Source organism: Methanosarcina baikalica (assembly GCF_031461075.1).
GTDB classification, from domain to species: Archaea; Halobacteriota; Methanosarcinia; order Methanosarcinales; family Methanosarcinaceae; genus Methanosarcina; species Methanosarcina baikalica.
Genome location: NZ_JAVKPK010000014.1, coordinates 26,575 through 49,380, shown reverse-complemented (window position 1 = coordinate 49,380; position 22,806 = coordinate 26,575). Strand labels below are relative to the sequence as shown.

The window sequence follows — 22,806 nt, the reverse complement described above, 5'->3', positions numbered from 1 at the left end:
TGACTCCTTTCTGCCCTGTCAGTATCATCAGTCGTATGAATCATCTGAGCAGTCGCACGAATCTCTGGAAAGCTGCAAGAGCGCCTCTTCAGCCAGTCTCTTGCCGCCCATCTGTACAAGCCTGTGCCCGAGTTCCCTGGCTTTTTCGATGCCTCCGAGCATAGGGATAAACTCGTCTATCCTGACAGCCTCCCGCCCGTCAAGGGAAAGGACTTCGGCCCGAACATGGATTTGTTTTTTATCCTGCGTCAGTTCGGCATAGGAACCTATAGGGGTAGTGCAGCCTCCACCGAGTTCGAAAATCAGGATGCGCTCGATTTCAGTGACAATCCGGCTTTCGAGATCTTCAAGTCTGGAAACTGCAGCTTCAGCCTCAGTGCCTGCCCTTGTGACCACTGCAACCGTGCCCTGATTCGGAGAGGGGCAAAAGAAGTCCGGAGAAAGGATTTCCCCTTCAAGTTCCCAGCCCAGGCGTTCGAGCCCGGCCCTGGCAAGCAGGATACCGTCATATTGCCCTTCTTTGAGCTTCCTGAGCCTTGTATCAATATTGCCCCTTAAATCCTGCGTAATGAGGTCGGGCCTGTAGCGCCTGATCTGAGCAGCCCTTCTCAGGGAACTGGTGCCTATAATGGACTGCTCCGGTAGCTCATCCAGTGTGGTCCCGTCATATGTTAGCAGGATATCGAACGGGGTATCTCGCTTTAGAACGGAAGCGGTTGGAAGTGTTGGCGGGCGGACAGTTGGCATATCCTTCATGGAATGGACAGCAATATCTATTTCTCCTGCAAGCATAACATCGTCCAGTTCCCTGACAAAAGCCCCAACTCCACCTGATACTGCATGCAGAGGACGGTCCGTGAACCTGTCTCCGCTGGTTTTTATAATTTTCAAGCTGGTTTCAACGCCCTGTTCTTTTAAAAGGCGTGCAACATTTTTGGTCTGAGCAAGCGCAAGCTGGCTGCCCCGCGTACCTATAATCATATGGAATCCTCGTTTTCAAAGACGCAAATCTGCTCAGATATTTTCAGTATATGCTTTAAGGGTTTTTTCGATGTCTTCTTCATTATGGGCTGCAGAGACGAAATTGGTCTCGAATTGCGAGGGAGGGAGGAAAATTCCGCTTGCGAGCATCCTGTGGAAGAAAGCAAGATAACCCTCCTTATCGCACTTCAGAGCCTCCTGGTAGTTATGAGGTTCAGCCCCGAAGAAGATCTTGAACATGGAAGCAATTCCGCATACGTGATAGTCAAGCCCTTCGTCTTCAACGATTTCAGAGAGCATAGCCCGTATGTAATCGCCTGTCGAATTGAGTTTTGCATGGATGTTTTCCTGTTTCAGATAATCAAGCATTGCAATGCCCGCAGCTACAGAACATGGACTTCCGCTGAAAGTCCCTGCCTGGTAAACAGCTCCGGACGGGGATACCATTTCCATGATTTCCCGACTGCCGCCGAAAACCCCTATAGGCAAGCCTCCACCTACGATTTTTCCCAGGGTAGTCATATCAGGCACGACTCCGAAGTATTCCTGAGCTCCACCCATTGCAAGCCTGAATCCTGTAATGACCTCATCAAAAATTAGAAGCACATCGTTTTCCAGGGTTAGCTTCCTGAGTTCTTCCAGGTAGCCAGGAATTGGGATGATCGGACCTATGTTCCCGAGCACGGGTTCTATTATAACCGCGGCCAGTTTATCCCTGTTCTTCTCCACAAGTTCGGCCATTGCTTCAATATCGTTATACGGAGCCTGCAAGGTATGTTTAGTGAAATCTGCAGGAATGCCCAGGGAATCGGGTTCTCCCAGGGTTGTAGCTCCTGAACCTGCTTTTACCAGTACGGCATCATGGGCACCGTGAAATCCGCCTTCGATTTTTATAAATTTGTTTCTACCTGTAAAGCCGCGGGCAAGGCGGAGGGCGCTCATTGTGGCTTCAGTCCCTGTAGAAACGAAACGGAGCATGTCAATACTGGGATAATACCCCACAATCTTTTCTGCCAGGGTTACTTCAAGCTCTGTAGGGGTTCCATAGAGCCAGCCTTTATCGAGCTGGGCTTTAATGGCCTCTTTTATTACAGGGTGGTTGTGCCCAAGGATTTCAGGGCCGTAAGCCAGGCAGTAATCGATGTACTCGTTCCCGTCAAGGTCCTTTATCTTTGAGCCATCAGCTGAGGCCGTATAAAAAGGATAGGGCTTGATTGCACGCACAGGACTGCTTACCCCGCCCGGAATAAGGGTCTTTGCTTTCTCATACATTTGTATGGACTTCTCAAGTGTTACCTCAGATATCATGGAAATCTCACCGGATTGGACTAGAAATCTTCAACGTACTGATTCAACGTACTGATTCAACGTACTGATTCAACATACTGGTAATTCATGAATTAAAGCGAAACTCTGAATTCAACTGAATTATAAATTAAACTGAAATACAAATTCGGAAAACCTGTAAGTAAAGGTAATTTTACTGTTTTCTGTATCTCTTTTCTATCTTATAACAGAGCCTTCCCCTATTAAGCAGTTATTGATGAGAACATAAACGAAACGAGTAGCAATTTTTAAAAAATTAAGAGAGGCTGTCGAAAAGGAAAAAACTGAAGTTTCCTGAAAAGCAGGAGCGCCTGAAAAAGGCGCTTACTTCAACATGCGGGCAGCATCCTTTGCAAAGTAAGTAATGATAATGTCTGCTCCCGCCCTTTTAATGGAGATGAGAGACTCGTACACGGCTTTTTTTTCATCAATCCAGCCATTAGCTGCGGCTGCTTTAATCATGGAGTACTCCCCGCTAACATTGTATGCGGCTGTCGGCATTCCAAACTCAGTCTTGACCCTGTAGACAATATCCAGGTAACTGAGGGCTGGCTTCACCATTATAATATCTGCCCCTTCGGCCACATCCAGGGTCACTTCCCTGAGAGCCTCATTGCTGTTTGCAGGGTCCATCTGGTAGGTGGAGCGGTCTCCGAAACAACAGCCTGAGTCTGCTGCTTCCCTGAAAGGCCCGTAGAAGGATGAACTGAATTTTGCGGCATAAGACATTATGGGAATATTCTCAAAGCCATTAAGGTCAAGTGCTTGCCTGATGGCTTCTACCATTCCATCCATCATTCCTGAGGGGGCTACCATATCAGCACCTGCTCTTGCGTGGCTGACTGCAATCTTTCCGAGAACCTCAAGGGTAGGGTCGTTCAGGACCTCTTTAGTTTCGAAATCGATTATCCCGCAATGTCCGTGGTTTGTGTATTCACACATGCAGATATCCGTGATCACCACGAGTTCGTCTCCAAGATCAGCCTTAATCCTCCGGACAGCCTCCTGGATGACATCAATTTCTCCCCATGAGGAACTTCCCTCTGCGTCCTTGGAAGCAGGCACTCCAAAAAGAATAACAGCAGGTATCCCTAATTCTGAAATCTCTTTTGCTTCTTTTGCAACATCTGAGAGAGGAAACTTGTATATGCCTGGCATGGAAGAGAACTCAACCGGGGAGTCGATAGTCTCATCCACAAAAATAGGTTGAACCAGGTCGTCCACTGATAAGGTGGTTTCACGCACAAGGTTCCTGATCTTTCCTTTTCTCAATCGTCTCAACCTGACATCTGGAAACATGTGATCACTCCTGTAATTATAAATTAATTTTAGTTACTTTATTATGAGTTGCTTTCTTCAGAGACCCGGTTTAGTTCATTTCCGCAATCGGGCTTTAGTTTTTCAACCCTTACACTGTTCTTTTCGAGGCAGAATATCCTTGAAACCACATCAAGGAACTCGTCATTTCCGAGTTCTGCGGCCTGGCGAAGGACTTTTGTGGGCTCGGCAAGGATCTTGTTAACGATAGAATGAGTGAGGTCGTCAAGAACCTCAGTTTCAATCTCTCCGATAGTATGATAGGCGCAAAGTCTGTTAACTGCCTTTTCCCTTTCCCTTATCCGAACATCGTATACCTGCCGGTAAAGGTCGGCAATAAGACGGTCAGCTTTTTGGCGCTTGTACTGAAGGTTTAAAAGTCTGATCTCTTCCTGAATTATAGCTTCGGCTTTTTTAGCCTCTTCCTTCCTCATTTTGAGAGTCCTTTCGCTGATGACCCTGAGGTTGTCGATATTGCACAGTTCAACATTATCAAATTCAACAACCGATTCCTCGATATCTCTGGGATTTGCGATATCAACAAGGAGAAGTTTGCGGTTTCTGTTCTGTATAGCCTTTTGAACGATCTCCCTGGTCAGAATGTAATGCGGAGCACCTGTGCCGCTGATGACCACATCAGCGTCCTTAAGATAAGTCTGGATATCATCAAGCCTGACTGCATGTCCTCCGAGTTCATAGGCAATTTCTTCGGCTTTCTTGAAGGTGCGGTTAGCAATGTATATTGCTTCGATATCCTTTTCAGCCAGAGCCTTTGCAACAAGGACACCTATTTCTCCGGCTCCTATCACGAGCACGGATTTTCCCGTAAGCCCTTCCAGAATATCTTCTGCCAGATCTACAGCCGCAGAACCTATGGAAACCGAACCCTTGTTGATTTTGGTTTCATTGCGAATTCTCTTTCCTACCTGAATAGCCTTCTCAAAGGCAGTATCCAGGATTTTTCCGGTTGTCCCCATTTTCTTAGAATATGCATAAAGATCTTTCATCTGTCCAAGAATCTGGTCTTCCCCTACAATCATGGATTCAAGACCACCAGCAAGCCTTAGCAGGTGCTCCAGGGACTCATCATGCCCGTAAAAATCGATAATATGGGTGGAAGCTCCCATTTCTTTTGCAAAAGAGAAAAGTACACTGCTGCTTTTGGGGGAAACAACGTAGATTTCAACACGGTTGCACGTTTTTAAGACTACGCACTCGTAAACATACTCCTGGTGATACAGGTTATGGAGCAGTCCGTCCAGATCTCCGTGCCAGGCGGACTCCATTTCCTCAACCTTTGCTTTTTTATGGGATATAACCATACTTGAGATTTCTGTCACAGAGAGCCTCCGGATAGAATGAATACAGGAAATAGAATAATAATATAAGGAGTTGTAAATTAAACTTTGTCCATAACTCCTAAGCTTTTTTCATCAAAGGAATTTTAATTTACAGAATATTTTGATTAAGAGAATACTTTTATACAGAATAATTATATTTGCAGAACAATTCTTTTTATAGAGTACTCTTTTTATAGAGTACATTTTCCTTTGAAAAGCCCTGCGCTTCCTGCCAGGGTTTACTTTCCGGAATTTTCCAGGCAATCAGAAATTATAGCGTATGCCCTTTCTTCTGCCTTTTCATAAGACTCGGAAAACCCGTTCCAGACAGCTTCGTTTTCCAGGACTTTCCAGAGGAGTTCTTTCCTCTTTCTTTGCTCAGCCACATACTGCTTGAGGTAAGTCCTGAGTTCGTCCTGAAGCCGGATCATATCCGAATATGCAGGAGTAATCAGACCTTCTATCTGCCTGCGGGTATATTTGGATACTGCGGGACTGTGTCCAAGAGTGGAAATCCCGATTACAAGGTCTCCTCTTTTTATTACTGACGGGATTACGACACTACCTAAAGCATCGACCTGATTAATCAAAATATCGCTTTCCCGTGCAACGAGAGTGATTTTTCGATTAAGCTCGAAACTGCTGGTTGCGGGTATGACAATAAAAGCCCCTGAAATGAGTTTCCTGAGTTCGGAATCCGACGCAGCAAGAAGATCAACCCTAAATAGTCGCACCTGCCCTGAAGCTTCAAGTTCCTGCAGCCGCTGAGAGAATTCAAGGCTGAAAACAAGGGTGTCCGCACAGCCGGAAAATAATTCGGCTTTGCGCTCCCCGACAGAACCTCCTCCGAAGATAATGATTTTCCTGCCAGACAGGTCAAGCATAAGGGGAAGAAAATTGTTTTTTTCAGCCATTTTCAGGAACCTCTTGACTAATATAATTTAAGACCAGACCAAAAACCTGTTTACAGCCTGACCCCGGTTTTCTTGAACTCACGTTCACTGAAAAAAAGGGTATAATCCTTGATTCCTGTAGCTTCCGAAATCCTGATAGCTACCTTTTCACAGTCTTCAGAAGTGTATGAGTGAACCATAGTGAACAGGTTGTATGGCCAGTCGGGATAACGCGGGCGCTCATAGCAGTGAGTCACTTCGGGGAATTCTGCCATTAATGCTCCTGTTTTTTCTATCCGGTCATCGGGGACATTCCAGACGCACATAGCATTGGCCGTAATTCCGATTGCCCGATGTCCTATTGAAGCTGCGAAACGCCGGATTTTTCCGGCTTTCTGAAGGCTTTTAAGCCTGTCAACAACTTCCTGCTCACTTATCCCAAGTTCGGCAGCAAGGACCTTGAAAGGGGAATGAGTTATCGGAATCCCATCCTGTGTGAGCTTGAGAAGTTTTACATCCGTTTTATCCATTATTTTCACCTGATATCGAACTTCACATTTATCTTAAAAAGGCGCTTTGTAGGAAGGTTTAACAGAGGACAGCCTGTTTTCTCCCTGATTTCGTCAACTATCTTCTCAAGCCTTTTTTTATTCGGAGCAGAAAGCGTAAACCAGAGGTTATACTGTGCAGCATTCCGAAGGTAATTATGGGAAACTTCAGGGTACTCATTTATAAAATTTGCAACTTCTTCGATTCGGGTATCGGGAACCTTAAGGGCTACGAGAGTGCTTACTCCACCCATATTTCTTGTGCTGAGGACCGGCCCTATCCGTCTTATTGCTCCTTTCCTGTTGAGTTCACGCAGCCGTCCGAGAACTTCGGTTTCAGAAAGGCCGAGAATTTCACCTAACTTTTCAAATGGCTCGACTTCCAGAGGAACCTCCTGCTGGATCTGGTTCAGAATTATCTTGTCGGTCTCATCAAGTTCAAATTCAGGAACTTCCTCTTCGTAAGGCTGTATGTCAGAGGTGAAATCGGCGTCCGCATTCTGGAGCCGGCTGTTGCAGTTTTCAAATTCAATCATCCTGATCACGATCATTTTTTCCAGGCCTGTAGATACAGTACGGCTCTTCTTCAAGATAATCGCCTGTAGCAGCATAAGCTCTTGCCCTGCAGCCAGCACAGACTTTTTTGTACTCGCAGATTCCACATTTGCCCTTAAGCTCCTCGGGATTCCGGAGTTTTTTGAAGACCCCGGAATTTTCCCAGATATCCCTGAAGGGTTGTTCCCTGATATTTCCGGCAAGCACAGGCAGATAACCGCAAGGGTATACCTCACCCACACTTGATACGAAACAGAAGCCTGTCCCTCCGAGACAGCCTTTTGTCATTGCCTCGTAGCCGTGAGTTTTCACCGAGATTTCAATTCCTTCCTTTTTTGCCCGCTGGCGCATTATCCTGAAATAGTGGGGGGCACAGGTCGCTTTCAGCTGAATTTCCGAGTCTTTCTGCAGATCATAAAACCAGTGCAGAATACGCTCGTAGTCTGCCGGGGACACTTCATCGGACTCTTCTCCCCTTCCTGTGGGCACAAGGAAAAAGACATGATATGCAACTGCTCCAAGCTCTTTTGCAAGCTCAAAGGTCTTTGGAATTTCCTCAAGGTTGCGCTTTGAGATCGTTGTGTTTATCTGGAAAGGAAAACCTGTTTTCCTGAGAACTTCAATGCCTGCAAGCGTCCTTTCAAAGGCTCCGGGCATTCCCCTGAAATTATCGTGTGTCTCTGCATTCGCTCCGTCAACACTTATACTGAGCCTCTGAACGCCTGCGTCTTTCAGTTTCTCTACAAGCTCAGGAGTGAGAAGTGTGCCGTTTGTTGCAAGCACTACTCGAAGCCCGGCATCAGTGCCGTAGCGAGCAATCTCCAAAACGTCAGGTCTGGTGAGAGGCTCGCCTCCGCTCAGGATGAGAATGGGCTTTCCAAGCCCTGCAACCTCATCAATGAAATGTTTAGCTTCATCAGTTGTAAGCTCACCTGCCGGAACCGAGGAAGTGGAAGCTCCCCTGCAGTGTACGCAGTTCAGGTTGCAGCCCGCAGTCAGTTCCCATGCGATAAGCCTTGGTGCATTTGTCATGACAATCATAAATTAAGGGTTTTTATTAATAGGAGTCAAAGGTTAATTAGAGTTACAAATTAACAATAATTATAAAGTAAAAATCACAATCTGAGGGCTGAATATGAGAGTGATTCAATTTTACCGAGAATTGATGTAATTTTAACTTGAGAGGTCATATTAATAAAGTAATATTAATATTCTGCCATTTCAGACTTAGACCTGTAAAAAAGAACAAGAAATAAGTCACCCGACTGGAGGACTGAAGGCTTTACTAGTAAGGAGTTAAGAGAATAAGATATTTATAATAAGGTAGTTATCGAACTTTCCAAATTGAATAACACTTAAATGATTACAGGAAAGAATTGGAAAAAAAAACCCAGTTGACGGGAGAGGCGCCCCGCCCCATACTTTGGTGATTATTCAAGTTGTTCATACAGAATTATAATGTATTCTCTTTATTCCAGCAGGGTCCTGGGATTGATAAAGCCGCTCCTGAGCATATGGTCGGCAAGCACAAGGGCAACCATGGCTTCGGCAACCGGTACCATACGCGGAGGGATTGTAGGATCATGTCGTCCTTTGATCGCGATTTCGGTGTTTTCACGGGCTGACAGGTCTACTGTTTGCTGAACTTTTCCTATGGATGGAGTGGGTTTCACTGCAACCCTGCAGATGATATCCAGACCTGTTGAAATTCCTCCAAGGATTCCGCCTGCATTATTGCTCGAACAGGTTATTTTTCCTTCCTCCATCCTGAAAGGATCGTTCATTTCACTTCCAAGCAGGCGGGAGGCCTCAAATCCGGCTCCGATTTCAAAACCCTTGACCGCAGGAATGCTCATAAGGGACTTTGCAAGGTCAGCATCCAGCCGGTCAAAAACAGGCTCTCCCAGGCCTGCAGGCACGCCTTTCGCAATAACCTCTACAATACCTCCGGCGCTATCTCCTTCCTGCCGTAGGGCTGTAACTTTTTCAATCATTTTATTAGCAACTTCGAGGTCGGCACAGCGCACAGGGGTTTTTTCCACGTTTTCAAGGATTTCATCAAAAGACATGGGTTTTGCTCGGATCCCTCCGAGTTCAAGCACATGGCCTACAATCCTGATTCCAAATCTGGAAAGCAGTAACCTTGCAAGAGCTCCGCCTGCAACCCTGCCTATTGTTTCGCGGGCTGAAGACCTGCCTCCTCCGCGGTGGTCTCTTATCCCATACCTGGAGATATAGGTGAAGTCAGCATGTCCGGGACGGGGAGTATCTTTGATAGCATCATAAGCCAAAGACCTGGCATCCGAGTTCCAAACCAGCATGGAAACAGGAGTGCCTGTGCTCATTCCTTCAAAAATTCCCGAAAGAATCTCCACCCTGTCAGCCTCGCGCCTGGGAGTTGAAACTTCACTCTGTCCCGGGCGCCTTCTATCCAGTTCTTTCTGGATGTCAGCCTCGGAGAAAGGAAGACCTGCAGGCAATCCATCTACCACGACGCCCACAGCCCTTCCGTGGGATTCGCCCCATGTAGTTATTCGAAACATCTGCCCGAAAACGTTTCCAGCCATGCATCTTAACTGGTTTTTTTGCTATTTGATCCTTGGGGTTGTTGTGAGGAGGGCTCAAGATGTATGACTACATCAGAGATGTCTTTGTATTCGCCCTTCAGCTTTTTGCTGACCATGTGAGTGATAATATGTGCGTCTTCGAGAGGCATGTCAGACCTGACAAGCAGGTGCATATCGACTTTAATATCTCCAATGCTGCCACGAGTCCGAATCTTGTGACAGCCCTTTACCCCTTCAATTCCCATAACCAGGTCACAAATTTCTTTCTCTTCAATCCTGGACATATCCAGAAGGGACCTTGAACTTTCTTTTACAATTCCGTATCCTGCCTTGAAAATTAAAAAAGCGATCACTAGGGCGACTAAAGGGTCCATCATAGGAAATCCCAAATTTATGGCAGTCAGGCTTACTATAACGGAAAGAGAGACATAAATATCACTTCTGGTATGCATGGAGTCCGCTATAAGTACCTGGCTCCTGAGAGATACCCCCTGTTTATGTTCATATCGTGTGACCAGATAATTAATGCACATTGTCCCGAGCATCACCAGATAACTGACATCTGTGACCTTTGGCGTGCTCTGGACAAGGAAACGGTTAAGAGCATCTCGGAAAATCTCAACGCCCACAAAAATAAGCAGTAATGCGATAAAAATGGAGGCTACGGTTTCGTATTTTTGGTGCCCGTAAGGGTGATCGCTGTCAGGCGGCCGGGATGCAATGAAGCTCCCAGCCAGTCCTATAATGTTGGAAACCCCATCAAAAAGGGAATGATAGCCGTCTGCAATCATGCTTAAAGTGCTTGTTAAATTTCCGTAAATTATTTTGGCAAATGCAACGGCAAGGTTCAGAAATAGCACATAGATAAGAACTTGCTGAACTTTTTTAGATTTTTGTAACACAAATCTGACCCCCCTTACATCGCCTTACATCGACCGTATGAAACCGGACATAAAGCAAAAATAATTAATACGGTTGAAAAATATCAAGAAGCTATCAATGATATACTAATTTCTCTTTTATATAGAATTCTGCGTTTTAAAAAGGGATAAAAATCAGAGCTGGAAAAAAATAAAACTGAAAAAAGGCGGAAGAAAAAGAAGAACTGCTATTATGAGCCTACCCATGTCATATAAGCTTCTAGAATTTCCTGCCCTTCCAGAAATATAAGCCCGTGTTCTTTGCCATATTCTTTTGCGTTTTCTTTGGAAAGGGCCTTGCCATTATAATCATCCAGCATCTCGCAAACTACCATTGCAGGGGTAATTCCCGCCATGCGAGCAAGAGCAACTGAAAGTTCAGTCTGTCCTTTGCGCTCGTCCAGAAGTCCTTCTGCGGCTCTCAGCAGTGCAACGTGTCCAGGGGTTCTGAATTCTTCCCCAAAATGGATATTATCTCCGGAAAGATTTTTTTCTGTGATTTCTCCGATTTTCCGGATAGTAAGAGCTCTTTCATCATCAGGGATTCCGGTTCGAGTATCTCTGTGATTCACCCAGAGAGAAAAGGAAGAATGAGAATCGTATTTAAGGTCTCCATCCTTTTCCGCCACTTCCCCGAGAACGTCACTGTTTTTGCTGGCTTCCCGGACGAGTTCTGCCATGAAAGGCAGCCTGAGTTGTTTTGATGCCACAGGGTCAACTGCTACACAGATAAGGCCGCCTGCATCTTTTCGCATCCATTTCACATCTTTGCAGGTTACCGCTTTTGCAGGAATTACAAGGTCGGTTTCCCCTTCCCTGGAGTCCGAATCGTAAATTTGGATCATGTTTCCGGCACGCAGGGCTTCCAGCGCCAGGTTGATATTCTCATTTCTATACGTAAAACAATCGTAAACCGTACTTCCGCTCATTTTTGGTTCTCCATACCCTGATTTTTTACCTGTATCACAACTCTGTCTCCGTCGTTCAATTGCAGGGCATCCCTTAACTTTACAGGTGCAATAATCTCAATCAAATCTGACGGGTAGTGTGTTCTCTCAGGGGCGACTACAGCAGCTTCTATACCGCCGATAATAACCGGGTAACATTTTCCGCCTCCGAAAGTGCGTTCTCCGTCATTGAAGCCTTCTATCCGGACAGCCGGCATTTCGCGTAACAGATTTCGAAGAGCCGAACTGTTTTCGGAAAGTTGTATATTCAGAGTCCCGGGAAAAGGTTCGAAACGTAATTTTTCCTCAAATTGCTTCCTGTATCCGGGTATATTGACATAATACTGGCCTTCGCCCAGGCCCTTAAGCACCTTTCCCTCAAGCTCTAAAAGATCAGATTCCGGAGAAAAGATCCTGCTGTATTCTATATATTCGCTCTTAAGAATTTCAATCCCTTTTTCGGTCATTTTTATCAACTGGCCACCTGAGACTATCTTTCTTTCGATCAGCCCCTCTTCTTCCAGCTGTTTTAGTTTTCTTGCTGCGGTTTTTGAGCTTGCCCCGGTATGCTTTTGAAACTCATTCGAAGATACCTTAATGGTTTTGTTTACTGCTCCAATAAGTGCAAGTTTCTTCAGGTGTTCAATATCCGGCACTGTCAGCACGCCTATCTTAATTTTGAGATGCATCTCAATAATGAGATGTTAGATTATGCATTTCGTTATAATAAAACTTTTGATAACAAGAACGAACGAAAGACGTGTGGAGGCCAGTTGCACACCTTCAGCGCCGGCTGAAGAACTCGAAACGATCTGAAAAAGCCATTGAACGAAATTGTCTCTGGAATGAAAAAGAATAGTTCACCATAAATTTTGTAAATTTTACCTGTGCTTTTACCTTTAATTTCTTGAAACCTTTTTTGTACCAGTTCTCCTTTCAGAACACCTCCAGAAAAAACACCACCGGAGAAGTTAAGTATTTAGTATTTTGAATCCATCTATTGATCAGACCATGACAAGAGAAATTGAAGTTGAATGCCCCTCATGTTCCCCTAAAGAAGAAGTAGGGCATGCAGTTCTGAAAGAAGGGCAGAGCCCGTTAGTTCGCTGCCTTGAGTGCGGACAGGTACATGCAGCGAAGATAAAAACCCCAAAAGCAGTCAGTTTGAAGGTTATAGTCAGCAAGATGGATATTTCAAATACCTATAAAACTGAACTGGATTCCGAGACTGTCCTTCAGGTAGACGACGAGCTGGTTATAGATGACGAAGAAACAGGAGTAGTAGTTCCTATCCTGATTACTGCCCTTGAAGTAGGAGAAAAAAGGGTTCAATCGACTAAGGCAGAAGATGTCGATACAATATGGGGTAGAGCCATTGATGAGATAACTGTAAAATTCTCCGCGCAGTCGGGTGTTGAAAAAACAGATGTTATCGAGAAGCGTGTTCCCGGAGACTATGAGTTTACTGTTGGAGCAGAAGAAAGAGTGGGAAGAATAAGTCTTTTCATCACCAAAATCAAGGTGAGAGATGGGGCATTCAGGTCCAGAAAAGGCGATGTTGTGCCTGCAAAATACGTAAAACGAATTTTTGCCAGAAAGAAAGGGGAAGGTTCAGGTCAGCGTGATTTCCGAAGAGGGCCATGGTGAAGAGGATTATAATACCGGAGAAGAGGAAAAGAAATTCGAAGAACTGCGCAAGCGTCTCGTAGAGGGGCTTGAGGCTAATATATTAGATGAAAAAGTTCGTGAAGCCATGCTCCGTGTTCCCAGGCATAAATTTGTTCCGGAATATGAACAAAGAGCAGCTTATGTGGACAGACCTCTGGAAATCGGCCACGGGCAAACAATATCTGCTCCTCATATGGTCGCTATTATGTGTGAAATTCTAGAGCTGTCTGAGGGGCATATAGTCTTGGAAATAGGGGCAGGTTCCGGATATAATGCCGCAGTGATGGGAGAATTAGTAGGAAAAAGCGGACATATATACACTGTGGAGCGGATAGAGTTCCTTGCAAATTTTGCAAAGAAGAACCTGAAAGAAACAGGCTACGATAACGTTACAGTGATTCATGAAGACGGATCAATGGGTTATTCGTAGTATGCTCCCTATGACAGGATAGCTGTAACATGCGCAGCCCCTTATATCCCTGAGCCTCTGCTGGAACAGTTAAAGCCCGGAGGTATAATGGTGATTCCTGTGGGAAGTTATTCCCAGGAGCTTTTAAGAATTAAAAAAGACAGTAAGGGCGATATACATAAAAAGAGAAAAGGCGAGGTCGTTTTCGTACCTTTGATTGGTAAACATGGCTTTCGAAAAAGCTGAGAGTGCAAAAAATTAAGATCCGAGAGAAATCTGAAGCAAAGCTGTAAGCGCTTTTTTAATAAATATGAAAGAATTAAATAAGGTATTAATAAGTGTGAAATACTCTATTGAGTATGGGCGTAGACATTTATGAGGACTTTGAGGAAATTCGTGTTAAAGATGTCTATATAGTCGATGTTTTTACAGACCCGACCCCTGTGGTACTTCTTGAAAATATGGACGGGAACATGCTTCCCATATACATAGGGCATCTCGAAGCCCTCTCAATAGGAAACGTGCTTAAAAACGTTTCTCCTCCCCGACCCATGGCTCATGACCTTATGATCAATATTTTCGAACGGTTAGATATAAAAATCGAGGGCGTATTGATTGATGAAAAGGTTGACAAAATCTATTACGCCCGGCTCCTGATAAGAAAGGACAACAGCGTCATGCAGTTTGACGCAAGACCAAGCGACTGTATTGCCCTTGCCCTGCGTGTAAGTGCTCCGATAAGAATTAGAAAAAAGGTGCTTGAAGGTTCCGAAGTGGAGATGTCCAGACTTGAAGGTGCACGTGTGATGAATATCTTCGGTTAGAGCACACAGAACTCTTTTTCCCGGGCCTGAAACTTCAACTCAAAGAAGCTTGATTCCTCTACCTGCAGAGAGCTATTTTTTGAATCCGTTTTAAAGTGTACTGCCTTTTTTTAGCAGGTTAAACCTGATAGACCGTTACCGGCTTAATTTAGGTAAGCTTTTAATAACAGTTAAATTTATTATCCCTTAGATGCTCACAAAAAGAATCATACCATGCCTTGATGTAACCCTTGACAGAGCCGGCGGCTGTGTTGTTAAGGGTGTGGAGTTTGTGGACCTGAAAGAGGCCGGAGACCCTGTGGAACTCGCCAAGCGCTACAATGAAGAGGGTGCAGACGAACTTGTTTTTCTGGATATCACAGCTTCTGTTCATGGGAGGGAAACCATGATAGATGTGATTGAAAGGACTGCAGACGAGGTTTTCATTCCTCTTACGATTGGAGGAGGAATAAGTTCTATTAATGACATCCGCCAGGTTCTCAGGGCCGGGGCAGACAAAGTCTCGGTTAACACCTCGGCAGTCAAGAATCCTGACTTCATCAAAGAGTCCTCAGACATATTCGGAGCCCAGTGCATTGTTACTGCTATTGATTGCAGGCGAAATAATAACATAAAGAATAACCCTGACAAGACTGTCCTGGAACTTGAAGACGGGACTACTGCCTGGTATGAGGTAGTAATCTATGGAGGGAGGGAAGCTACAGGAATTGATGCAGTACAGTGGGCGAGAAGGGCAGAAGAACTGGGCTCCGGAGAAATCCTGCTCACAAGTATGGATAGGGATGGAACGTATGCCGGCTACGACCTGCCGATTACAAAAAAACTCTCCGAAGAGCTCGACATCCCGATTATAGCTTCAGGAGGAGTCGGAAACCCTCAGCACATCTATGAAGGGTTTTCAATAGGAAAAGCCGATGCAGCTCTTGCAGCAAGCATTTTCCACTTCAAGGAGTACTCAATAAGAGAAGTTAAAGAATACCTTAAAGACCGGGAAATTCCTGTAAGGCTTTGAGTTCAGGAAAAAGGCAGGAAAAAAACACATCCTGCCAAATAATATTATAGTGATAAAAATACTATTATAATAATTAAAAAAATATTACGGTAGTTAAAATAATATCCAAGTGATAAAAATGCCACTATAATAATTAAAAAAATACTACGATGATTAAAATAATATTACGGTGATCAAAATAACAAGTAATGGGCATGAGTTATTGAAAACAGTAAGCATAAGAATCTCTATATTTTTCCTCAAATAAGGAAGATGTACTTGCTTTTTCGGAATTGATCAATAACTCACGAACAGGACTTATATTTCTTAGATCTTTATTTTCTGGATTATTTTTTAGGATCTATACTTTTCCGGATTTTATCTTTTAAGGGATTCATTTTACAGACACACTTCCTTATATTTGGAGATACGTTTTTATTTCTTAGAGGCAATCTCTTATGAGGAATTCTAGCTGGATTCTTCATTTATCGGGGTAATAGAATATGTCAGAAGCAGAAAATATGGAACTTATTGAGGGATTGCAGTTAAAGATCCTTAACAATACCGGTGAGGATCTTGTGCTTCAAGCTCAGAAAATAGAGAAAGGGAAATACAAAAAGGGCCACCAAGCTCCAGCGAAAATCGAATCTTATGAGGAAAAAAGCTTTGAACTCAGTGCATGCGAAGGAAACTGCGAAGGTGGAGCGGATATTGAGGGTTGGGTCAAGTACGGGATAGGGTGCACAGAAGGGTACTGCAAGATACACTTCAGATATGGGGCAAGGCAGGATAAAATCAACTATTCGTGTGAATGTAACATGCACGATGGAAAGATGCTCTCCGAAGCCTCAAAAGATGAGAAAAACAGGAGAATCGTAACCTGGATCATCGGGCCAAAAGCATAACCCAAGGAGCATAAACTTCAGGCTCCTTCCGGAGCTTCTCAATTCACTCACCCCTATTTTATAATTTTTGCAAAACCACTAAAGTTATTACTTTAGAAGAGTTGCCGGATTATTGGAAAGGACGTCTGAAGCCGGATTCTACCAACTCTAATAATTAATTATTTTTCACAGAAGTTTTTAGAAATATTCAAGTTATACAGGCAAGAGAAGATGCCAAAGCTTAATTAAGGACAGGGTATCTAATCCAATCTGATGAAGCCTGAAAAACCGGAACTGCTTGCCCCGGCCGGCAGCATGGAAGCCCTTGTTGCAGCCGTAGAAAACGGAGCGGAAGCTGTGTATCTTGGAGCCCGGGCTTTCAGTGCCAGGGGATATGCCTCGAATTTCTCAGATAAAGAGCTTGAAGAAGCAATTGACTATGCTCACCTAAGAGGCGTAAAAGTATACGTAACCGTAAATATTCTACTTAAGGAAAGAGAAGTGGAAAATGCCCTCAAACTGCTGTCCTGTCTGAGAGAAATGGGGGCAGATGCAGTTATCGTGCAGGACCTGGGGCTTATTTCCCTTGCAGGAAAATATCTGCCTGACCTTCCGCTGCATGCGAGTACACAGATGACTCTGCATAACAGCGAAGGAGTTAATTTTGTAAAAAAATTGGGAATCAACAGAGTTGTACTATCGCGGGAGTCCTCGCTTGAAGAAATAAAACGGATAAAAGAAAAAACCGGGACTGAAATAGAGGTCTTCGTACATGGAGCTCTCTGCATCTCCTATTCCGGCCAGTGTCTTCTGAGCAGTCTTATAGGGGGGAGGAGTGGAAACAGAGGGTACTGCGCCCAGCCGTGCCGCAAAAAATATAGGCTGTACTGTGAAGGAAAACAGATCCAAACAAGCGGAAGCTATCTTTTAAGTCCAAAAGACCTCAACACAACTTCAGGCCTGGGAGCCCTTATAGAAGCCGGGGTCGAATCTTTAAAAATAGAAGGCAGAATGAAGAGACCGGAGTATGTGGCAGGTGTTGTCAGGATTTACCGCCGCCTGATTGACAGGTATATTGAAAATCCTGCAGGACACTCTGTTTCCGAAGAAGAACAGGAAACGCTAACCCAGCTTTTTAATCGGGGTTTTACTCAAGGTTACTTTTTTGAAAATCCACGTTGGGAACTCATAAGCCGGGAGAATCCCCATAACCGCGGAATTCCGACAGGCACGGTTGTAGGGTATGACAGGCTTTCGAGTCGTATCCGCGTAAAACTTTCACGCCCTCTCCGTCTGGGAGACGGGATAATGGTCGAAAACGCCGAAACCAGGCCCGAAGACAAAGGAAAAATCATATCCTCAATGTATACCGGCAAGGGCCCTGTATACAGTGCAGGAAAGGGAGACATTATAGAAATCCCATTTGATTCAAGAGCCCCATCAGGAAGCACTGTGTACAGGACGCATGATAAAAAGCTTATGGATTCTCTCAAAAAAGAAAGCGAATCCGGAAGCTTGAAGCCTAAAATCCCTGTATCCGTCACCTCAACAATTGCATCAGGAAGGCCTGTCAGACTTGAGATAAAGGACAGGGATTCGAACATAGTAACAATCGAATCCGAATATCTGGTCGAGAAGGCAGAAAAGCAGCCTACTTCAAAGGTTCAGATAGAAAAACAGCTCTCAAAACTCGGAAACACGCTTTTTGAAGCGGCTGAACTCCATGTGAATATGGACGGGGATATTTTTATTCCAATGGGGCAATTGAACGAATTGAGGACAAAAGCAATTCAGCAGCTTGAAAAACTGCGGATTTCCAGGTGGAAGCTAAAACCTCTCAATACTCCACAACTCCCTGAACCAGGAGAAAAGGCAGGACAGAAAATAGAAGAAAATGTTTCAGGAAACCTTCCGATGCGTCCGATACTCTCGGTTTCCGTTTACTCCCTTGACGGACTTGAAGGAGCACTTTCAGGCGGAGCAGATTGCATCTATTTTGGAGAAGGATTTTTCAGAAGGCCGGAAACAGCAGAGCAAAAAGAAAGCTTTACAAAGGACCTCGACATTATTTTTAAAAAAGCTGTTACTGAAACGCGGGATGCAGGCAGGAAAATCTATTTCAGCACCCCAAAGATCGTGAAAGATTCCGAAATGAAATCCGTTGAAAAAATTTTCTCTCGTGTAAGGAAACTGGGAGCTGATGGTATCCTTGCTTCAAACCTGGGGATACTGAATCTCGCAAAAGCAGAGAAAATTCCTTTTATTGCAGACAGTCCTCTGAATATCTTTAACAGCCATACTTTTGCCCTTCTTTTGCAGGAAGGGGCTCAAATGGCTGTAATTTCTCCGGAGCTGACGCTTGAGGAACTTAAAGGCATCGCCCTTTACGGGCCTGCAGAATGTGTTGTCCACGGCTGCCTTGAACTGATGGAATCCGAACATTGCCTTGCAGGAGGGCTACTCGGAAAAGATAAAGGACAGTGCAGTGCCCCGTGCAGGTCAGGGAACCTTACACTCGTAGACGAGAAAAATTACGAGTTTCCCCTGCTCATGGACTATCAATGCAGGATGCATCTCCTTAACTCAAGATCTCTCTGCATGCTCGAATATGTTCCGGCACTTCTCGAAAGCGGAGTGTCGAGTCTAAGGATAGAGACTCTCGGAATGGAAAATTCTGAAATAATAAGAAAAGTGACAGGGAAATACAGGGATGCAATTGATACCTATCTTGAGGCTGGAAACCAGGAATCGGAAAAATGTGAAAGCCTTGGGAAGGGCTTTACTAAAGGGCATTATTTCAGGGGTGTGCAGTAAAAAATCAGGAAGTGCCGGAAAAAACGGATTTGAAGGATGAAAATTATGGAAACTATGGAGAAAATGAGAGTTTCGGAACAGCGAGGTCCGAAAATTTTCCTCTCTGGCTCGATCCGCGGAGGAAGGCAACTTCTTGACACATACCGGCTTATGTGTGATACTCTGGAAGAAGCAGGAGCTGAGGTGCTCAGCTGGCACGTTGCGGACCCTGAGCTGGAAAAAACAGAAATGAGAATGACAGAAGAAGAGATTTACATCAGGGATATGGGTTTGCTTATGAAAAGTGACGCCTTAATTGCTGAAGTTACGGTACCTTCGACAGGTGTAGGTTACGAAATCTGCAGGGCGCTTGTCAAGGGAATTCCCGTTCTCTGCCTTCACAGTCCGGATGCAGCAGTTTCGGCAATGGTGCTGGGAAATCCAGGCCCCTTACTTGAGGTACGGGCCTATCCGGACAAAGCATCACTTCAAAAAATTATTATAGAATTTATCAAGGCTCTCTGAGGAAAGAAGCCTGAAATTAGCCTGCGTTTCGAATAAATAAACACTGAATGTCCTGCCCACGTATAGTAATAGAATCTTCTGGAGGTTCACAACTACATTATAAAACTCAGTGATAATTATAAATAAGTTGAAGTCCTAACTATGATTTATGGTAGTTGGAATTATAGAAATTTTAGTACTTGTTCTGGCAATTATAGTAGCCTTAGTGTTATATAAAGCACTCAGGACCGCCACCAGCCTTGCAATAAATGCAGTACTTGGGGTCTTAGTCCTGATGGTAGCAAAACTGTTGCTCGGACTTCAAATCGCAATCACCTGGATAGCAGTTCTTATCTGTGCAATAGGTGGCATTTTCGGAGCACTTGTTATAATCGTGTTGAATTATCTGAAACTGGCCTTCGTATAACAGATAAAAACGCAAAATGAAGGCAGAGAATATCTAAAGCGATAGGCTGCATATGAATTTAAAGTTATTGAATGCCACTGGAAAAGACAAATTCAAGCTTTCCTGAAGATTCCTCTTACCATATGCCTCATATAAGCTTCTCTCCTGAATTTTTTTTCTTTTAGTGAATTTTCCAGCTCTATAGTTTCGAATTCCTTGAAGAGCTCCCTTACTTCTTCTTTAGCAAAATAGTGATAGATTATTCCGTTTTGCCGGGCAAAGGTTCTTTCTTCAAAAGGGATCGAAGGTTCTCCTCCGCAGCGCATATCTTCACAGCCGAAGGCCTCAAAGAAGACAAAACCACCTTTTCTGAGCACGCGCTTGAATTCTTTAACAGCGGATTCCCTTTCTTCAGAAAAAAGATGTTGAAGTACCCCATAACAGAAAACTCCGTCAAAAGATTGTGATTTAAAAGGTAAATCGTGGAGATTCGCCCCAAGGTGTTCTGCAAACCTGCTGCTCCTTGAAAGCTGAACCCTGGAACTGTGCAGGGCAACTAAAGAAATATCAATTCCGACTGCGGTATAATGTCTTGCAAGCTCTCCCAGGTATCTGCCCTTTCCAGAACCTGCATCAAGAACCCTGGATCCGGGAAGGAGATAGGCCTGTGTGTCCCTGACAGATGCAGGCCCTCCCCATTTAAGGTGTGCGTATTCCTTGTCCCAGGCAAGGAAATGCTCTTTTGCAGAACTTCCCAGCGAACCTGTGAGGTTATGAGTCTCCGATTTATCCATACTTATCCGCGTTTTTCAGGAATATAGGTCGAAGCTTCTCTGAACCTTTTTACGAGAAATTCCTTCTCAAAAGAAGATAGGAACCATCCGGCTTTGGGACCTGAACTCTGCCCCAGTATTGAGGTGTAAATAGCTTTGAAAAGATCCTTCTGATCCACCTGAGGAACAGGGGTGTTCAGCTTTTCCGTAATCTGCCTGTTCAGTTCGGAACCCTCGTCTTTTGCGGAATAGACAAGCATATGGTATTCTTCTCCGCTGATTTCCCCTCTGGTTTCAATAACGGTTGCAAAGGCTGAAAGAAAAGCTTTCTGAAGCTCGGACAGGGTTGCTACCTGCACAGGAACGTTCTCTTTTACGTTAAATTTTGCAAACGGAGGGGCATAGAGTTCAAGCCATTCGGAAACATTATCTGCAAGTTCCCTTATGCACTTTTCATCTTCAGTGGAAATACCCGAGCGTTTTATGATTTTCAGGATCCGATCAAAATCTCCCCTTGCCACCTGATAGATAGTTACCATCTGCTTGAAAGGAATCTCAGACTGGCAGATACCTGTTGCCCTGGAAAGTTCATAGATTCTCCGTTCAAAAATCCCAAGAGAAGGATCATTTTCCTTGAACTGTATCCTGAGCCGTTCGTATTCGTCCACCAGGGTAAGGAGAGGCTGACCAGGGTCGAACTGGATATGTTTTTCAGGCTTTGTGCGGATGATCAGATAGCGAAGAACCTCAGGAGGTACAACCCCAAGCATGTCCGAAATTGAGATAACGACCCCTGTAGACGAAGACATCGCCCCTTGCTTTCCAAGCATTATCCATTCATAGACAACAGGATACGGAGGTTCATGCCCGTAAATTTCTCTTACTATCCTCTTCCCTGTATCGTAAGAGCCACCTTTTGAAGCATGGTCTTTTCCGAAAGGCTCAACTGTCACTCCTAAGACCTTCCACCGAGCAGGCCAGTCCACGCGCCAGGTAAGCTTTCCTCCCCCGGCCATTGGCACGGTTCCGGTGTGCCCGCAGGCACAGACATAGTCAACGGTCTCAGCCTCAAGATTAAAACCCGTAACCTTCGTAGTTGTAATTTTTCCACATTCATTACATCTGGGATTGAAAGGATTCCAGTCAGATGCTACGGTTTTTCCCGAGACCTCTTCGAGGATTTTTGCAATGGAATCTCTTTTTACAAGGGCGGTCTTTATTGCTTCAGTGTACCTGCCTGCCCTGTACATCTCATCTGCCCTGTAAATTTTAGGATTGATGCCCAGGCGCCTGAGGGCTTCAAGGAAAGGTTTCAGGAAATGCTCTGCATAATTTGCGCAATCTCCGCAGGGACAGGGGACCTCAGAGATGGGTTTTCCCACATGCTCGGCATAACTCTCAGGAAGGAAAGGATAAACCTTACGCAGAGGGTCATAATTGTCGGCAATATATATAAAATCAGCATCAGCTCCTTTGTCAATGAGAGCTTTATAAACAGCATCGGCGGTCACAACTTCTCTCATGTTGCCTATATGGATGTGGCCAGAAGGAGTGATGCCTGTGGCTACAAGATGTTTGCAGTTCTTTTTTAACACGTCTTCGGCTATGACGTCTGCCCAGTGTATTGTATCAGCCATAGTTCTCACCAGAATTTCCGATAAACCTGGAAGCAGGTATGAACAGGAAATAGAAGTCTCTTTCGTTTGTCCAGATGTTGGATTCCCTGCATAATTATCGTAGCGATTAATAAACCTTGAGCTGGAAGGCAAAGAACTTGAAGCTGCTTCCATTGCGAAATTTCTGACAATAAAGGAAACGGAAGAACACAAAAAGAAAAACCAGTTATAAAAAACAAAAAAAAGAAAAAATTTAATGGAGGTTCAAAGGCGAATTTATCCAGGAGTCTGCAGATTTACGGAGATTTAAAATGGCACTTTACAGGACAAATCAAGTAAATTTGATTTGCTAATATGTAAAAGCACATAAAAATATATAAATATTTCGTAGATGGGAGAGCATTGTCAGAAAGAAGAAAAAATAATAGAACAAGCAATGTGAAAACAACATATCTGGAGAAAACAAGAGTAAAAATTAGTAGAAATAAACAAATAAACAAATAAATAACTAAATAACTAAATAAAAAATAAAAAATAAAAAAAT

21 protein-coding genes and 2 pseudogenes are annotated in these 22,806 nt (G+C 44.3%); 9 read left to right on the top strand and 14 right to left on the bottom strand.

What is annotated here, in order from left to right; genetic code table 11:
• Positions 1-27: 27 nt before the first annotated feature.
• From hemC to RG963_RS04995, 12 genes are all read right to left on the bottom strand, one after another.
• On the bottom strand, positions 28-981 hold the full coding sequence (gene hemC / locus RG963_RS05050; protein WP_310575185.1) for a hydroxymethylbilane synthase: 954 nt from the start codon (positions 979-981) through the stop codon (positions 28-30).
• Between the two features lie 33 nt (positions 982-1,014).
• Positions 1,015-2,289 carry a glutamate-1-semialdehyde 2,1-aminomutase gene (gene hemL, locus RG963_RS05045; RefSeq protein WP_310575184.1) on the bottom strand — a complete coding sequence of 425 codons (1,275 nt, stop codon included), beginning with the start codon at positions 2,287-2,289 and terminating at the stop codon, positions 1,015-1,017.
• A 342-nt stretch (positions 2,290-2,631) separates the two neighbouring features.
• Positions 2,632-3,606 carry a porphobilinogen synthase gene (gene hemB / locus RG963_RS05040; protein WP_310575183.1) on the bottom strand — a complete coding sequence of 325 codons (975 nt, stop codon included), beginning with the start codon at positions 3,604-3,606 and terminating at the stop codon, positions 2,632-2,634.
• A 41-nt stretch (positions 3,607-3,647) separates the two neighbouring features.
• Positions 3,648-4,964: a glutamyl-tRNA reductase gene (hemA, locus tag RG963_RS05035; RefSeq protein ID WP_310575182.1), complete on the bottom strand. Its 1,317-nt coding sequence runs from the start codon at positions 4,962-4,964 to the stop codon at positions 3,648-3,650.
• Positions 4,965-5,203: 239 nt separating this feature from the next.
• Entirely contained in the window at positions 5,204-5,878 is a 675-nt protein-coding gene (locus tag RG963_RS05030) for a precorrin-2 dehydrogenase/sirohydrochlorin ferrochelatase family protein (protein WP_310575181.1), read from the bottom strand.
• A gap of 50 nt (positions 5,879-5,928) precedes the next feature.
• A complete protein-coding gene (ahbB, locus tag RG963_RS05025) occupies positions 5,929-6,387 on the bottom strand; it encodes a siroheme decarboxylase subunit beta (RefSeq protein ID WP_310575180.1) in 459 nt (152 codons plus the stop codon).
• A gap of 5 nt (positions 6,388-6,392) precedes the next feature.
• A complete protein-coding gene (ahbA, locus tag RG963_RS05020) occupies positions 6,393-6,941 on the bottom strand; it encodes a siroheme decarboxylase subunit alpha (RefSeq protein WP_310575179.1) in 549 nt (182 codons plus the stop codon).
• On the bottom strand, positions 6,934-8,001 hold the full coding sequence (gene ahbD, locus RG963_RS05015) for a heme b synthase (RefSeq protein WP_310575178.1): 1,068 nt from the start codon (positions 7,999-8,001) through the stop codon (positions 6,934-6,936). The genes ahbA and ahbD overlap by 8 nt, the downstream gene beginning before the upstream one ends.
• Positions 8,002-8,429: 428 nt before the next feature.
• The gene (aroC, locus tag RG963_RS05010; protein ID WP_310575177.1) at positions 8,430-9,527 is read right to left on the bottom strand and encodes a chorismate synthase; all 1,098 of its coding nucleotides are present in this window, start codon (positions 9,525-9,527) and stop codon (positions 8,430-8,432) included.
• A gap of 5 nt (positions 9,528-9,532) precedes the next feature.
• Positions 9,533-10,429 (bottom strand): cation diffusion facilitator family transporter, encoded by an 897-nt coding sequence (locus RG963_RS05005; RefSeq protein WP_310575176.1) that lies wholly within the window; start codon positions 10,427-10,429, stop codon positions 9,533-9,535.
• A gap of 209 nt (positions 10,430-10,638) precedes the next feature.
• Positions 10,639-11,376, bottom strand: a complete 738-nt coding sequence (gene ribB / locus RG963_RS05000; protein WP_310575175.1) for a 3,4-dihydroxy-2-butanone-4-phosphate synthase — start codon at positions 11,374-11,376, stop codon at positions 10,639-10,641.
• The gene (locus RG963_RS04995; protein ID WP_310575174.1) at positions 11,373-12,083 is read right to left on the bottom strand and encodes a winged helix-turn-helix domain-containing protein/riboflavin kinase; all 711 of its coding nucleotides are present in this window, start codon (positions 12,081-12,083) and stop codon (positions 11,373-11,375) included. The genes ribB and RG963_RS04995 overlap by 4 nt, the downstream gene beginning before the upstream one ends.
• A gap of 322 nt (positions 12,084-12,405) precedes the next feature.
• Here RG963_RS04995 and RG963_RS04990 point away from each other — a divergent pair, with 322 nt between their 5' ends.
• The 9 genes and pseudogenes from RG963_RS04990 (at position 12,406) to RG963_RS04955 (ending at position 19,894) form a co-directional block, all read left to right on the top strand.
• Positions 12,406-13,041 carry an HVO_0476 family zinc finger protein gene (locus RG963_RS04990; protein ID WP_310575173.1) on the top strand — a complete coding sequence of 212 codons (636 nt, stop codon included), beginning with the start codon at positions 12,406-12,408 and terminating at the stop codon, positions 13,039-13,041.
• Positions 13,016-13,717, top strand: a pseudogene (locus RG963_RS04985) (protein-L-isoaspartate O-methyltransferase). Before RG963_RS04990 ends, RG963_RS04985 begins: the two are co-directional and overlap by 26 nt.
• A gap of 113 nt (positions 13,718-13,830) precedes the next feature.
• Positions 13,831-14,295, top strand: a complete 465-nt coding sequence (locus RG963_RS04980) for a bifunctional nuclease family protein (protein ID WP_310575197.1) — start codon at positions 13,831-13,833, stop codon at positions 14,293-14,295.
• Positions 14,296-14,485: 190 nt separating this feature from the next.
• Complete coding sequence (gene hisF / locus RG963_RS04975; protein WP_310575172.1) at positions 14,486-15,307, top strand: imidazole glycerol phosphate synthase subunit HisF; 822 nt, start codon at positions 14,486-14,488, stop codon at positions 15,305-15,307.
• A 482-nt stretch (positions 15,308-15,789) separates the two neighbouring features.
• Positions 15,790-16,191, top strand: coding sequence for a hypothetical protein (locus tag RG963_RS04970; protein WP_310575171.1), 402 nt, complete (start codon positions 15,790-15,792; stop codon positions 16,189-16,191).
• 252 nt (positions 16,192-16,443) lie between these two features.
• Positions 16,444-17,286, top strand: a pseudogene (locus RG963_RS16675) (peptidase U32 family protein); the annotation flags it as partial.
• 192 nt (positions 17,287-17,478) lie between these two features.
• Positions 17,479-18,984 carry a DUF3656 domain-containing U32 family peptidase gene (locus RG963_RS16670; protein WP_449566833.1) on the top strand — a complete coding sequence of 502 codons (1,506 nt, stop codon included), beginning with the start codon at positions 17,479-17,481 and terminating at the stop codon, positions 18,982-18,984.
• Positions 18,985-19,038: 54 nt separating this feature from the next.
• A complete protein-coding gene (locus RG963_RS04960) occupies positions 19,039-19,488 on the top strand; it encodes a nucleoside 2-deoxyribosyltransferase (protein ID WP_396654688.1) in 450 nt (149 codons plus the stop codon).
• Between the two features lie 148 nt (positions 19,489-19,636).
• Positions 19,637-19,894 carry a pro-sigmaK processing inhibitor BofA family protein gene (locus RG963_RS04955; RefSeq protein ID WP_310575168.1) on the top strand — a complete coding sequence of 86 codons (258 nt, stop codon included), beginning with the start codon at positions 19,637-19,639 and terminating at the stop codon, positions 19,892-19,894.
• Between the two features lie 92 nt (positions 19,895-19,986).
• Here the strand turns inward: RG963_RS04955 and RG963_RS04950 are convergent, their stop codons facing one another.
• Together RG963_RS04950 and lysS are read right to left on the bottom strand one after the other, a co-directional pair.
• Positions 19,987-20,667: a class I SAM-dependent methyltransferase gene (locus RG963_RS04950; RefSeq protein ID WP_310575167.1), complete on the bottom strand. Its 681-nt coding sequence runs from the start codon at positions 20,665-20,667 to the stop codon at positions 19,987-19,989.
• A gap of 2 nt (positions 20,668-20,669) precedes the next feature.
• Complete coding sequence (gene lysS / locus RG963_RS04945; protein ID WP_310575166.1) at positions 20,670-22,283, bottom strand: lysine--tRNA ligase; 1,614 nt, start codon at positions 22,281-22,283, stop codon at positions 20,670-20,672.
• Positions 22,284-22,806: the final 523 nt, after the last annotated feature.